This is a genomic window from Treponema paraluiscuniculi Cuniculi A (assembly GCF_000217655.1).
Classification (GTDB): Bacteria; Spirochaetota; Spirochaetia; order Treponematales; family Treponemataceae; genus Treponema; species Treponema pallidum.
Map to the genome: position 1 here is coordinate 295,535 of NC_015714.1, position 14,088 is coordinate 309,622.

The 14,088-nt window shown below is 50.8% G+C and carries 12 protein-coding genes; all 12 read left to right on the forward strand.

The window, feature by feature from the left end:
- The first annotated feature begins 102 nt into the window (after positions 1-102).
- The 12 genes from TPCCA_RS01415 (at position 103) to TPCCA_RS01470 (ending at position 14,005) form a co-directional block, all read left to right on the forward strand.
- A complete protein-coding gene (locus tag TPCCA_RS01415) occupies positions 103-822 on the forward strand; it encodes a tetratricopeptide repeat protein (protein ID WP_013944954.1) in 720 nt (239 codons plus the stop codon).
- Between the two features lie 177 nt (positions 823-999).
- A complete protein-coding gene (gene coaD / locus TPCCA_RS01420) occupies positions 1,000-1,479 on the forward strand; it encodes a pantetheine-phosphate adenylyltransferase (protein WP_013944955.1) in 480 nt (159 codons plus the stop codon).
- Positions 1,480-1,688: 209 nt separating this feature from the next.
- A complete protein-coding gene (locus TPCCA_RS01425) occupies positions 1,689-3,263 on the forward strand; it encodes a spiro-SPASM protein (RefSeq protein WP_320341447.1) in 1,575 nt (524 codons plus the stop codon).
- Positions 3,235-4,191 carry a hypothetical protein gene (locus TPCCA_RS01430; RefSeq protein ID WP_014342355.1) on the forward strand — a complete coding sequence of 319 codons (957 nt, stop codon included), beginning with the start codon at positions 3,235-3,237 and terminating at the stop codon, positions 4,189-4,191. The genes TPCCA_RS01425 and TPCCA_RS01430 overlap by 29 nt, the downstream gene beginning before the upstream one ends.
- Entirely contained in the window at positions 4,191-6,764 is a 2,574-nt protein-coding gene (locus TPCCA_RS01435) for a cytidylyltransferase domain-containing protein (RefSeq protein WP_013944958.1), read from the forward strand. The genes TPCCA_RS01430 and TPCCA_RS01435 overlap by 1 nt, the downstream gene beginning before the upstream one ends.
- A 54-nt stretch (positions 6,765-6,818) precedes the next feature.
- Positions 6,819-7,652, forward strand: a complete 834-nt coding sequence (locus TPCCA_RS01440) for an HAD family hydrolase (protein ID WP_013944959.1) — start codon at positions 6,819-6,821, stop codon at positions 7,650-7,652.
- 36 nt (positions 7,653-7,688) lie between these two features.
- On the forward strand, positions 7,689-8,570 hold the full coding sequence (locus TPCCA_RS01445) for an alpha-hydroxy-acid oxidizing protein (protein ID WP_010881740.1): 882 nt from the start codon (positions 7,689-7,691) through the stop codon (positions 8,568-8,570).
- On the forward strand, positions 8,561-9,814 hold the full coding sequence (locus TPCCA_RS01450) for an OmpA family protein (RefSeq protein WP_010881741.1): 1,254 nt from the start codon (positions 8,561-8,563) through the stop codon (positions 9,812-9,814). The genes TPCCA_RS01445 and TPCCA_RS01450 overlap by 10 nt, the downstream gene beginning before the upstream one ends.
- A gap of 165 nt (positions 9,815-9,979) precedes the next feature.
- Complete coding sequence (locus TPCCA_RS01455) at positions 9,980-11,245, forward strand: ribose-phosphate pyrophosphokinase (RefSeq protein WP_010881743.1); 1,266 nt, start codon at positions 9,980-9,982, stop codon at positions 11,243-11,245.
- Positions 11,246-11,263: 18 nt separating this feature from the next.
- Entirely contained in the window at positions 11,264-12,508 is a 1,245-nt protein-coding gene (locus tag TPCCA_RS01460; RefSeq protein WP_013944961.1) for an FGGY-family carbohydrate kinase, read from the forward strand.
- An 85-nt stretch (positions 12,509-12,593) separates the two neighbouring features.
- The gene (locus TPCCA_RS01465) at positions 12,594-13,229 is read left to right on the forward strand and encodes a dephospho-CoA kinase (protein WP_013944962.1); all 636 of its coding nucleotides are present in this window, start codon (positions 12,594-12,596) and stop codon (positions 13,227-13,229) included.
- Complete coding sequence (locus TPCCA_RS01470; RefSeq protein WP_013944963.1) at positions 13,193-14,005, forward strand: SPOR domain-containing protein; 813 nt, start codon at positions 13,193-13,195, stop codon at positions 14,003-14,005. Before TPCCA_RS01465 ends, TPCCA_RS01470 begins: the two co-directional genes overlap by 37 nt.
- Positions 14,006-14,088 lie beyond the last annotated feature (83 nt).

Genomic DNA, 14,088 nt, shown 5'->3' on the forward strand with positions numbered 1-14,088 from the left:
CGGTGTGCTGTTCTTTCCCTTGGGCAGGTGTGGGGCTTCGCTGCTCGCGCCTGTCGGTGGGGTTTCTCGAGTTGAGTGATTCTGTGAGGGGGGGAGGGATCCATGCGTGAGCAGCGGCGTGGGATAGTGCGGGTTGATCGGTTCTTGGAACTGCACCGGCGGTTGCTTGTGGGTGTGCTCGTCGCTATCCTCGGGGGGCTAGGGCTAAGTGCAGGGTGTTTGCTGGTTATGACGGGTTTACGCGCGCGTGCTTCGGCAGAGGTAACGCGCATAGCGCGTGAGTGGGACGTGTTGCGTAAACCGGATAATACAGTGAGCGCTTCTGGTCATGAAGTGGAGGGGCGGGGAGGGTCTTCCATACGTGCGAAGGAGGATGCGCTTTTGGCGCGCCTTGAGTCGTGCGCCAGTTCGCCGTGGCGGGACGGCTTTGCATATGCGTACGCACAGGCCTGTGTCGCGGACATTTTCTTTGCGCGTAAGGAGTGGGAGAAGGCACAGCAGGCCTATGTCCGTGCAGCGTATGGTGCTCGTAGGAGCTACGTGGCCGGCGTGTATTATTTTAATGCAGCGTCTTGCGCGGATGAGCGTGGTCGCTTCGAGGAGGCGCGTGAGCTGTATCAGAGGAGTGCACGCGTGCAGGATTTTCCACTCGTTCCCCGTGCTCTCTTTAACGTTGGTCGCATGGAAGAGGCGTTAGGGCGCGCGGCTGCTGCTACGGCTGCCTACACGCAGCTGTACGAGCGCTTTCCGCTCAATGGATGGGCAGCGCTCGGGAAGTCGCGTGCTATTGCGATCTCAGTGGGTGGGGGAAGAGCACAGTAGAAGGAAAAGCGTTCGCGCCGTGCGGTGCGCACGTTGTGTAGCTAGGAAGCGTAGAGAGCTCGTGTGAACACCGATTTTCCGCGAGGAGTTGACGGAGTGGGTGCGAATATAAATAGTGCTGCCTGTTTTTTGTGTAGTTCGCCGCATGTTCCTGAACAACGTGAGGGGTTGCCGTGCGTGAAGGCGATTTTCGCCGGTTCTTTTGATCCGCCTACCTTTGGGCATTTAGATCTTGTTCTGCGCGCGCGTAGTCTTTTTGCAGAGGTCCACGTGTTGGTTGCGGTCAATGTTCAGAAAAGGTATTTGCTTTCAGAATGTGAGCGCGTTGATTTGATGCGGCAAGTCCTTGGGGATCGTCCGGGTGTGTACGTCTTTCCTTGGCGTTCGCTTGTGGTTACGTACGCTCGAGATGTTGGTGCGCGTGTGCTGGTTCGCGGTGTGAGAAATGCTACTGATTTCTGTCAGGAGTTTGATCTTGCATGGGTTCATCGTGCGCTCGACGCTGGTTTAGAAACAGTTTTTTTGGCGACAAAGCCCTGCTATGCTGCGCTTCGTTCCAGCATGGTACGCGAGGTTGCTTCTTTCGGTGGTGATGTGTCTACTTTTGTCCCCCGTGTAGTTGCCCGCCTTTTGCAAGAGAAATTTACGCAGGCGTGAATTGCATGAGCTGAGTATGTGATGATTCTTTTTCTCACTCGGTTGAGTGATCTTCGGGGCTGTGCTTTTAAAGTTCAGAAAAGTTTTGAGCAAGGTTCTCCTGCATGCGTGCCGATAAGGGGGCGGTGGGAACGGTTGCTGTGGTCTGTGCCTTTGATCTGAGCGATTATGCCTTTGTGCCCTTGTGTGGCACGCGTGAGCAGTCGTGTATGAAAGCAGTGCCGGGGTTCGTGCCGTGCGTGGAGGTGAGGGGCTGTGAGAATACAGCCGGGGTGGGGCGGCGTTGCGCTTTCGAGCGCGCTGTTACAGCTGCTTACGCGTTGCCTGGTTGCCATCGGGTGTGTGTGTACGCGGATGCGACGAGCGCCGCGAAGGTTGCGCGTTTTATGCAGTGCGCTACGCCTATTTTTCCGTCGCTGCGCGTGAACGTTCTGGATGACATGCGAGTGAGCGCCTTCTTCGCGCATGTTGCACGCGTATGTGCGGAATACGCGCAATCAGGTGAAGAACCTGAGGCTGTCTTTGTTCTGCGCGCAGACGCGCCCTTTATTGATAGTGTGGCGAGCGCCCAGTTATACGCGCAGCATCGCGAATATCTTGCAGAGTATAGTTTTGCAGATGGCTACCCGGAGGGGTTATTTGCTGCAGTTGTTGCGCCAGGACTTTTCCCTATCCTTGCTACTTTGACTCAGGATGCACATATTTGTTTTGACACTTCGTTCATTTTTGAGAGCATTAAAACAGACATTAATTCTTTTGATCTAGAAACTATGATTGCGCCGGTTGATGTGCGGCATCTGCGTCTGGAATTTTATACGAGTTCTAAGGCGCAGTTCTTGCAGTGTGCTGCATTTACCGATATCACTGCAGAAAATTACGCACAGCTTATCAGCGCACGTGAGCATGCGTTGCGCACAGTTCCTGCGTACTATGCGCTTGAGTTGACGCGTGCGTATCCGCTTTCTTCGTTGTATCGGCCAGTATCTTTTCCTGCGCAGGTGGAGAATGCTTCACTGATGCCAAAAGAGGAAGCGTGTGCGTTGATCCGGCGCATTGCAGACTTTTCAGAACGTGCGGTCATTTCGCTTTCGGTATTTGGGGATCCGGTGTTGTATCCTGCGCTGTGTGACGTCGTACGTGAGATTCTCAAGTATCCGGGTTTGTCGGTGCTCATTGAGACAAGTGGGTTGGGGTGGCAGGAGTCTGTAGTGCGTGATTTGTGCGAATGTGCGCGCAACAGTGCGCGCACTCCTTTTGCCATTGGCTGGATTGTGTTTTTAGATGCGGTGAGTTCAGGCATGTACAGTCAGGTACACCGTGTGTCGCTGTCAGAAGCGGAATTTTTTCTAAAAGAAGCGACGGAATTTGCAATGCAGGTACATGCGCAATGTCCGGGCGTGCTGTGGCCACAGATTTTCCGTATGAATGAAAACGAAAAAGAGCTCGAGCCCTTTTACCGCACGTGGAAGGAGCGTGTGGGGCAGGTGATTGTTCAAAAGTATGATCATGTGTGCGGATTGCTTCCCGATCGGCGGGTTGCAGATCTATCTCCTTTGGAGAGGTATCCGTGTTGGCATCTAAAACGAGATATGATTATTTTCACTGATGGTCGAGTTCCGCTGTGCAAAGAAGATGTGCACTGTCGCCACGCGCTGGGCAATGCTTTCCAGCAGGATCTTGCACAGATTTGGCGGCGGGGACAAGATGTGTATCTTCAGCACGTTCGTGCAGTACATGAAGGATTATGTGGGCAGTGTGATGAGTACTATACCTATAATTTTTAACGAGAAAAATGTTGCACACACGGTGGTGGGTGGTCAACTCTGTCCGGTGGCGTCTGCTTTTTTAGGTGCAGTAGTACTCAATCGGGGAGTGCGGTGGAATCGGGCAGAGTTTTTTGCGCAACTGACTACCCTTGGCATCGCGCCAATTGTATCGGTGGAGCGGAGTGCAGCAGCCCCAGATGTTACCGGTCTTGCTGAGCGTTTCCCCTTCGTTAAGTTTATCACACCGCTTGAGTGTATTTCGGTTGGGGAAATGATCAATTTAGGTGTTGCAGAACTTGATGTCATGTATGTTTTAGTTCTGTGGAGCGACATGCGCATAGATCCGCAGGGTATGAGCCAGCACATACAGGATATCTTGCGCACGAATACGCACATGTGTATTGCGCCGCAATTGTGTTCTTCCCACAGTACTGTACTCCCAACGCAAATTGTCCCTGCCTTGCGAAAAAGTGACTTCTTTACACAGCCTACGGAATGTACGACTAACCATACGCCTACGATATACCCGTATGATTTTGTTGGAATATACCATCGGGACCGGTTTATCCAATGCGGAGGTTTTGATTTTACCATTGCGAATGCATATTGGCAAAATCTTGATTTTGGATTGCGTTCTTATTTGTGGGGGGAGTGCATAGAGGTTAATACGCAAATAAGACTGTTTTATGAGGCTCTTCCCCCGCAAGAGGATGCAAGTGCAGATAGTTCGTACCGCATCTTTTATCTGAAAAACCTTGCGCCACTCCTAGAGAAGGATAGGGCCTTTATTTCGGGCACGCAGTTTTTTTCATTTTTTAGAAATTCTGGTCTGCACCTAATAGAGGCGTACCGTCTCTTTCGGGACGCTCAGAAATGGGTGGCGGTGAATAGATACCGTTTTAAAAAAACTGCCGCGCGTTTAGTAAGTGAGTGGGAACCACGTTAATGGAACAGGATCGTTCCGGTGTTGCAGTTATTGTGCAAGCACGCGTTGATTCTACGCGGTTACCAGGAAAGGCGCTGTTGCCCCTTATGGGGGAGCCGCTGATACATTACGTGTTGCAGGCAACGCGGGTCATCCCTGCAGAAACGTATATTCTTGCGTGTGATGAACATTCTAAAAAAGATTTTGAACCCGTTGCACGCGCGCATGGGTTCTACTGTATTTCAGGATCGGCAGAAGATGTGCTCCACCGCTTTTGTATCGCAGTTAAGGCTTTTGAGCATTCGTTCCCAATTCGAACCGTCGTGCGGGTTACCGGAGATAACCCTTTTTTGTTTCACGAAGCAGCTGCTGCAGCGCTCCTGCGTTATGCGGAACTGAACGAGCCAGATTATTTTACCTTCACCGGTCTTCCCTACGGCAGCGGAGTGGAAATATTAAAGGCGCGCTCGTTGCTTTTAGCAGATCGTCTTCCTTTGGAGGCGTATGACCGTGAGCATGTAGGACCTGCCTTACATCGCCGCCCGGGTATTTTCGTGTGTGTGCGTGAACCTGCCGCTGCCGCATGGTATCACCCTGATGTGCGAGTAACGGTGGATACGCAGGAAGACTTTCAGCGAGCGCAGCATATGATGGAGTACGTGTGCACGTTGCAGTGTCCGTTTCCGCTCTCTTCCGATGTTATTTTAGATGCGTATGCGTACGCGCGGCAGGTGGTGGTATTTGTACCCTCAGTGAAAATAGGACAGGGAGCGGGGCATTTATATCGGGCGGCGTATTTGGTCTTGCGACTGCAAGGACGTGTGCGCTGTTGCTTGTATGTGCCCGATCGTAGTTTGCTGTGCAAACTGTCTACTCCCTTTCCTGAGGAACTGATAGTGGACACGGTTCCTGCGGATGCATCACTGATAGTGGTCGACAACTTCCGTACTTCTGCGTGCGAGATTGAATTACTTCAGCGTACTGCACCAGTGCTTGCTCTGGATGAGGGGGGATCTGGACGTCTGAATGCGGATTACTTGATAGATGTATTTCCCGTCTTGCAAAGTCCGGGTCGAAGGTCGCTGGCCGCTCTTACGAATGTACGTGATAGTGCGTTTATCCCACTTCCAGAGACGAGAAAGGAGCAGGATCTGCCTGTGGCAAACGGCAGATTTTTTCCTATACCTGGCGTCACCACCGTATTGGTGGTGTATGGGGCAGAAGATACACACGGCCGCGCGCGTTCGTGTGCTGAGCGGATAGCTGCATTAGGTTTTGACACCTCAGTGGTAGTTCCTGGTGAAGCGTCTGAACGGACGGACGGTAAGGTGCACATATACCCTTCTTTGCCTCATTTGAAAGAGCATCTCCACCGCTGGGACGTGGTAGTTACCCATTTTGGTTTTACCGCATTTGAGGCTGCAGCTGCAGGGGCGGCGGTGTTGCTTGTTTCACCAACGCCCTATCATTTTTTACTCTCGAGTGCAGTGGGTTTTTCTGTTATTCGATCTGCTGATCCTGCTGCGCATGAGTTGTGGTCTCAGATGCAGCAGGGAATTATTATACCCGATGTTGTGACGCGACATTCGCAGTGTCGTGATCTGGCAGATGAAATCATGCGCGTTGCGCGGGGGAAAAAACACTGCTGTCCTTTTTGTGGAGAAATGGTAGCGGTGGATGTTGTCGGTCGTGCATTACATAAAACCTTTCAGCGCTGTAATGAATGCGATATGATTTTTCTCTCCTTTGTAATTTCAGATCCAGTTCGATACTCCGAGTCATATTTTTTTGAAGAATACAAGGCACAGTATGGCAAGACTTACCTTGAGGACTTTGACCAAATTCGAATGCATGGTGCGCGCAGGATGGAGGAGATCGAACGCTTATATGCAGAAGTTTTTTGTGCAGATGAAGGTAATTCGTTTGCAGTTGATAAAAAGGTTTTAGATGTTGGCTGTGCATATGGCGCTTTCTTGTCTGCGGCAAAGGCTGCGGGGTGGAATGCTGTTGGGGTTGATGTCTGTGAATTTGCGGTGCGTCATGTGCGAGACACACTCTGCATTCCTGCTTGTGTTGCAACGTTTCCATTACTTCCTGAGTGTTTTGACTTTGTGATTCGGCACAGCTTTGCCACGAATCGTCCCCAACAAGTATCTGTTTACATTCGAGAGTGTACGTTCTCCGCCGTTACCCTGTGGTTTGTGATAGAGCATTTTCAGGACCTGGAGGCGGTACTCAGGAAGGTGGCAGATCTTTTAGTGCCTGGAGGTATTCTTGCCTTTTCTACCCCTAATTTTGCAGGTGTCACTGGTATGCGTTTTCCGCATCTTTTTTTTGCGCAAAGTCCTTGCGATCATTTTACAATATGGGATGCGCGCACGGTAAAAAAGCAGCTCTTGCGCTACGGTTTTACGGTAAAGAAAATAGTGGTGACTGGTCATCATCCCGAGCGATTTTATCCTCACAAGCATTTAAAATCTGGTGGGTTGAAATGGAAGATGCTGATGGCATTGAGCAAATGGTTCCAATTAGGAGACACTATGGAGGTGTACGCAATAAAGCAAGGAGACGCGCATGGATCTGCGAGTAAGTGAAGTTGCCGTGTTGTTTTTTGGGTGTGCACTTGTTCAAGTTCAGAGGTGATGTTGATGTCAGGCGCACAGGTTAGGTTGGTGGTTACCGATATGGACGGTACTTTTTTGGATAGCGAAAATAACATTCCACCTGAGAATAAGCAGGCGGTGAAGTGTCTGCACGAGAAGAATATCCCTTTTGTTATTGCAACTGGTAGGATGCTGCCTATGGTGCAGGAGTATGTGCGGCAGTTGCAGTTGGTTGGACCGGTTGTTGGGTATAACGGGGGAATGATCCGTGAAATCAAGACGGGCAAAACTATTTTTCAAAAATGTTTTACTGCTGAAGCATTTGCTCGTGTTTTGGAATACGGCATGGCGCATCGCCTAGATTACCTAGTTTATACGTCTGACAGTGTATATGCACCGGACTACAGTGTGCGTATACGGGCGTTCCATGAATACAATCGTTTGGCCCGTCGTGGGGGGAGCGCGCTTATCCCTATCTTTCCCATAGAAGCACTATCAGGCGATCGGCAGCAGCAGGTTATGAAAATCCTTGTACAAAATTTTTCTCCCTCAGATCTTGAAACAGCAGCTGAGTTTATTGGAAGTTTGCATGGAGTGCACTGTGAACACTCCATGCCGCACCTGATTGATGTAATGCCCGAGGGGGTGGATAAAGGGAATGCCCTGCATATATTGTGCCAGTACTACGGCATTTCTTTGGAACAAGTATGCGTGTTTGGCGATCAGAGGAATGATATCGTCATGTTCAAAGCAGCGGGCGTTTCCTTTTGTATGCGTAATGGTCATGAGGAAGCAAAAAAACACGCAACGTATATTGCCGAATCTAATGATGATGCAGGTTTTGCACAGGCTTTGAAGCGCTATGGGGTGGTAGAGTAAAGAGGGCAGTGCTTTTTTAGGGAAAAGGAAGATCGCATGGTGCGTTCTGCACGTTCAGAGTACAAGTGTCGCCTGTGTGCCCGTTGTGATGGATACGGGTGTCGTGGTCAGTTACCAGGGATGGGGGGTGTTTTTAACAGTGCGAATTTTATCGCGAACTGCCTTGCATGGAAAAAATATGTTCCGCAAAGGCATGAACTACCGGTCGTGCGTCTTGCGCCTATGACGGGTGCAGTTGAAAACGTCGGATATCCTGACGAGGTCTCGTTTTATTATCGGCTCATTGAAGCGGTGTCCGGAACGGGTGTCCTGTTGAGTGTGGGAGATGGTTGTCCGGACATCAAACTGCAGTCGGGTATTGCTGCGTTGCGTTCCTTCAAAAAGAAGGCTGCAGTGTTTATCAAACCGTATGTGAACAAAAAAATTTTTGAACGTATCGAGTGGGGTCGGGACGTTGCGGAGTTTGTGGGTGTGGATATCGATGCGTACCATATTGTGACCATGAGAGATAAAGTGCAGTTAGAGAAAAAGACTCCTACGCACCTTCGTGCAGTCAGACGTTTTGCAAAACTTCCTATCGTGGTGAAAGGAATTTTTGCGCCGCGCGATGTCGAATTAGTCAGAGAGTTGAAACCGGATGTCGCTATCGTATCAAATCATGGAGGCAGGGTTGAAACTGCGCGCGGAAGCACAGCGGACTTTCTTTTTGAATACGGTGGAGAGTTAGCGCGCTGTGCCGGTGAAGTGTGGGTAGACGGTGGTATTCGCAGTTATGCGCATTTGTGCGCAGCACGGGAGTTGGGTGCGCAGCAGGTGCTGATAGGGCGTCCTTTTATCACAGCTCTTCTCAAAGGAGGAAAGGGTGGGGTGCAACTTCTCGTGCGGAATATGACGGATAGGTCCGTTCGGTGTGTATGATGGGAAGTGTGTTTTCTAGGAAGGGAATGCTGTGTGTTCTTGCAGTCTGGTGTGCGGCGAGTGCGGCGTACCCTCTGCGCTTGCGCTACAAGTTTCGTAAGGGGGATACGCACCGTATCAACTCGCTGATACGCGAGGATGTGTTTGTGAACGATACGCTTGCTCACACGGCGGAAATTACGAATCGAATCACGGTGCATGTTTCCGAAGTACGTGTTGCACACGGGTCGGCGCCTGATGCGGCGCGGTATGTGTGTCACTTCATGACATCCGAGAAAAGTCCCAATAATACGTTTCGTTGGGGGAGGCACTACGAAAGTATTTTCTGGCGCGACGCATTTGGTGTGTATGATATTGATCGTTCATTCTTCATGCCGGTAGTACGGAATGTGCCGGTGTTTCCTGATTATGATATCGAAGTTGGAGATACCTGGGAGCATGAAGCAGAAGAAGCGCATGATCTGCGTGACGGCTTTGGTATCCAAACGCCCTTCATTGTGCCGTTTACCGTGTCGTATACCTACCGTGGTGAAGTTCAGCGTGGTAGTCGGCGCTATCATCACATTACTGCGGCGTATTCTATGAGTTATGAGTCGCCCAAACGGACACATGGCGTGCAGCGCAATGCAAAAGAAGGAATGTATCCGGTGCGTACTACGGGCGTTTCTAAGCAAAATTTGTATTGGGATAACGAACTTGGGAACATAGCTGAGTACGACGATGAGTTTCGCATTCTCTTATACCTGAGTGGAGGAACGGTTTTGAGATATCAGGGTACTGCGACGGCGAAGAATTTTGCACCTGAGCGCTTTGATCCTGCACGCACGGTGGTGGAACTGCAAGAAACGCTCAAGGACTTGCATATGCCTGATGCGAAGGTGCGTGAAACAGAAGAGGGAGTAACCATCAGTATAGAAAATGTTCAATTTGACGCAGACTCTGCATCCCTTGCACCTTCTGAGTACGAGAAGCTGCGCAAAATAGCAGAACTTTTGCGCGCGTTTCCCGATCGAGAGTTGTTGGTGTCTGGACATGCGGCACGACGGGGGTCTGTGCAGGATCAACAGAGGATTTCTGAAGAGCGTGCTGATGTGGTTGCACGTTACCTGCAGGAATTAGGTGTTGTGGATGCAGCGCATGTATATACGCGCGGTTGTGGTGCGCAGCAGTCTATTGCGCCAAATGATTCAGAGGATGGTCGTAGAAAAAACCGACGGGTAGAAATCACTATCATAAGTAAGTAAAGTGTTGCCCTGTGCGCATGACGTGTGTGCGTTCGCTGTGCGATGCGTATGCAAGGTGTGTTCGCTTGGGTGTGTTTCGTTGTATTAGCCTGCGCGGATGGGCTCCCTATCGTGCGGTTGAGGCGGTGCTTGTCCAGTCCGCGTTGACAAGTGTGGAGAGATTGCATGAGATGTTCAGGGTTTACTGATTTGGCGATCGTCGCCTGTCCTGGTGGCGAGCACTTCGCGGACGAAACTATCAAACATTTGACGCGTGTGTGTGAACGCAAGTTTCACCAGAGAATGGACCGTTTGACGGACCGCTACGGTCTTGACTCGGGGTCGGTGATACGAGATGCGAACTTTTACCGGGACCTTTTTTCCACAGAGTTGTGTGCGCACGATGACGTACGTCGTTTTAATCCACCGCATTTTAAGGTGGATGCACAGTTTATCTGTTTTCTAAATGGTGAGTTAAAAACGCAAATTAATGAATGTATTCGTGGCAAGGACGTTTTTATTTTCCAAGATGTAGAAAATCATCAACCAGTCCTGGTGAATAACGGAAAAAGTAAAAAAATATTCTCCGTGAATGATCACGTGATGATGCTCATTGTGACCATAGATGCAGTTCGGCACGCGGGAGCTGGGCGCGTTACCTTGGTTTTACCCACTTATCCGTATAGCCGTCAGCACAAAAAGTGTGGACGTGAGGGATTGACGGCGGGTTTGCTCGGGAGTGTATATGAGTATCTTGGCGTGAGTCACATTGTCACTCTTGATTTACATTCACGTGAGATTGAAAATGCCTTTCATCGCACGCGGCTTGAAAATTTACACGCCAGTTATCAGATTATCCGGGAGTTGGCAAAGATTGAAAATCTTTCTGACCCCGATATCCCTTTTGTAGTAGTGGCGCCGGACAGCGGGGCGGTTGAACGGAATAAATTTTATTCTTCTGGTTTAAAAAAGCCACTCGCGATGATTTATAAGGTGCGTGATTATTCGGTGGTCGCGCAAAATGCAAAGCAGAGCAATATTGTAGAAATTAACTTGCTCGGCGATGTGGAGGGGAAGACGGCGTTTATTGCTGACGATATGCTTGGCAGCGGAGGTACGATGCTAAAAGCGATGGAATTTTTGAAAAGTCGCGGAGCAAAGCAGGTGATCGCGGCAGTGAGTTTACCTTTCTTTACGGGAAATGCACTTGAGTTATTTGATGAAGCGTACGAGAAACGGTACTTCTCTCGGATTATTGGCACAAATGCGGTGTTCCACACACAGCTTTCGCACAAGCAGTGGTATACTGAAACCGATGTGTCAGGGTTGTTCGCGCGCGTCATCGCGCGCATTCATCATAATCAATCGTTGAGCAGTCTCTTGGATGATCGCAGTATCATCGAGCGACTCCTACACGCTCGCTTGTCCGTTGCGGGGACACCGCGCGCATAGGGTAGCGTCGCAACGCACATGGGTTCGGGGATCTTTGTCGCGGACATCGGTACGTCTTCCCTAAAAGCGGCGATTATTTCCCAAGATGGAAAGGTGTTACAGTACCAGCGCGTGTTCTTTCCTCAGCCGGTGAAGGCCCAGGATTGGGTGCGTTCATTTTTTACGGTGTTTGAGCGGTTGCGTGCCGTGCATCACGTTATTGCCATTACTATTTCGGGCAATGGACCGAGCGTCGTTGCCGTGCACAAGAAGAGTCATGCCGAGGATCAACTGATTTTGTGGAATCAAGCGGGGGCGTCTGATCCCCGGTGCGGTGTTTCTCTTTTTTTGCCAAAGGTTTTGCTCCTTTTGCAGCGATTGCATTTTTGTGCGCGTGATGTACAGTTTTTTCTTTCTTCTCACGAATACTTGATATATCGACTCACGGGGTGTGCGGTTACGGTATTACCAGAGCGACGTTACATGCCGACGTACTGGACGTCTGAGAGTTTACGCGCGTGTGCGTTACCTGAAACGCTCTTTGCGCCGTTCGTGGCTCCTGGCTCAATTGTTGCCTCCTATCGGGGAATACCGGTAGTCTGCGGCGCGCCGGACTTTGCGGCAGCACTCATTGGAACAAATACGTTACATGCAGGGAGCGGATGCGATCGGGCAGGATCCAGCGAGGGGTTAAATGTATGTGTTCGTCTGCCTCCTGCGATCGGGTCTGCGGATGCAAGAGTCCGCGTGTTACCGTCTTTGAGAGCAGATTTTTGGAATATCTCGTTTTTAATTGCGGATTCAGGGAGTCGTTTTGCCTCTTATATGCGGCGCACCCATGCTCAAGGGTTTGGGGAACGGATGGGTCAAATTATGGCGTTACCTTTTCAGCTGCATGATGCGTATCCCCCCACCGCGGTGGGAGAAGGGAGACAGCTGGTAGAGGATCTTGCCTTTGAGGTGTGTGCAGGTCTGGAGTATCTGGAGTCTGTGACCCAGTTGCAACCGGTATACACCGTTTCAGGTGGACAGGCAAAGGATAGTCGTTGGTTGCAGCTTAAGGCTGATGTCAGTGGGCGTTGTTTTGTGTTACCAGAAATTCATGACGCAGAACTGACAGGAAACGCGGCGCTCGCGTGTGTTGCCTTGGGTTTTGATGCGGATATGCAAACAGCAGCGCAACGGCTGTGTCGTCTCAAGCGTGAGTTTATTCCCAACCGTGCCAGACACGAACAGTATGCACAGAAGCGTCTTTTGCGTGCTGCGCGTGAGGCACAGGGGTAGTCAGCGCAAGATACGCAGGAATATCGGGTGTTCAGCACATTCTGAACACTTGAGGACGGTGCGTGTTTGATGTTACGCTCTCGCTGTGCGCGGGTTTTGTCCACTAATTGGTGTCATCGGTCGAAGTGGTGCGGGGAAGAATGTGGTCTCGCGCCTGCTTGCAGAACGGGGATGTTACTGTATTGACGCGGATGCGCGCACGCGTGAACTTTTGGAATCTTACGGCGACTCTATAGTAGAGCGGTTTCAAGTGGCTGCGGCTGCGCGCGGCCTTTCGTTACGGCGTAAAGATGGCGGCCTGCACTCTGCGCATTTGGGTGTGTTACTGTTCTCTGAGCCTAAACTACTGCAGCAGCACGAAGAGTTTTTGTTACCGAAAGTTACCCGTCTTTTGTGTGAAGACATAGCGCGCGCGCAGGCTGCGCGTCCAAAAGCGATAGTACTGAATGCGCCGACATTGCATAAAACAGAACTGTTACAAGCCTGTAGTTTTGTTTTGTACATATGGGCGCCAAGCATACTGCGCATGTGGCGATGTAAGAAACGGGAACGAGTATCTTTTACTCACCTTTTACGCAGGTTTTCTGCGCAGAAGGGTTTCTATGCTCAAAGCATCGCGCAAAACGCCGATACCTACACGGTGGCCAACTGTGGGCGTGTTGCGTCATTGGCGCGAAAAGTCGATTGCATTCTGACGCGCAGGGGTGTTTTAGGCGAGTAAATATGGAACAGAAGAGAATTTTGTGGATTGTCATCTCCCTGAGTGTGTTTATGCTCATTATTTTTGGCGTCGCGCTTTTGTTGTACTCTCCTACCTATTCTTCTAATTCTGCAGGAGTGACCGACGTGTCCTCTTATGTTGAGCGTGGTGACGTACCTGAGCACCCGTCGGTGGATCCGAGCTTATGGCTAAAAAATCCTGAAAAAATTCCTGAGCTGGGGAAGACTCCTGCGCCAACACAGAGGGCAATTCCTGATCTCACGGTGGTAAAGGATGTCCCTACCGCTCGTGCGAAAAGTCTTGATGTTTCTCCTCCGGCGCGTGCTGAGCGCACAGACGCGGCGCAGGACAGGAAAACTTCTCCTGCCTCTGACACTCGGGAATCTGCAGAGTCAAAGGGTGCGTCAAAGCATGCACGGAGTGACCGAGCGTCTGCCAAGTCGCCTCCCGCTACTCGTACCCGTGCTCCGCTTGTTGCACAGCGGGATGCGCGCGTGCGCGGTGCGTCCACGCAGCCTGCTGCTCCTTCTGTCCTTTTCTGGGTGCAAGCCGCTTCGCTCTCAAGTAAGCTCAACGCCGAGCGTGCTCGGGGTGTGCTTGCAGCTAGACACATGAAAGCAGAAATCTTCACGAAACGCACGGGTGCAGGCTTGCGTCACCGTGTGCGTGTCGGTCCTTTTACTAATCGTACAGAAGCGGAATATTGGATGAAAAGCATCCGTGAGATCGCAGAGTTTAGCGGATGCTACGTTTTTCAAGAACGCGTGAAAAACTAGTCTTTCTCCTTCTCTCTGGGTGGTGCAATGCGTTTGGGGGCAGGGGTGAGGAGTAGTGCTCTGGTCTTTTCAGGCTGTGGGTG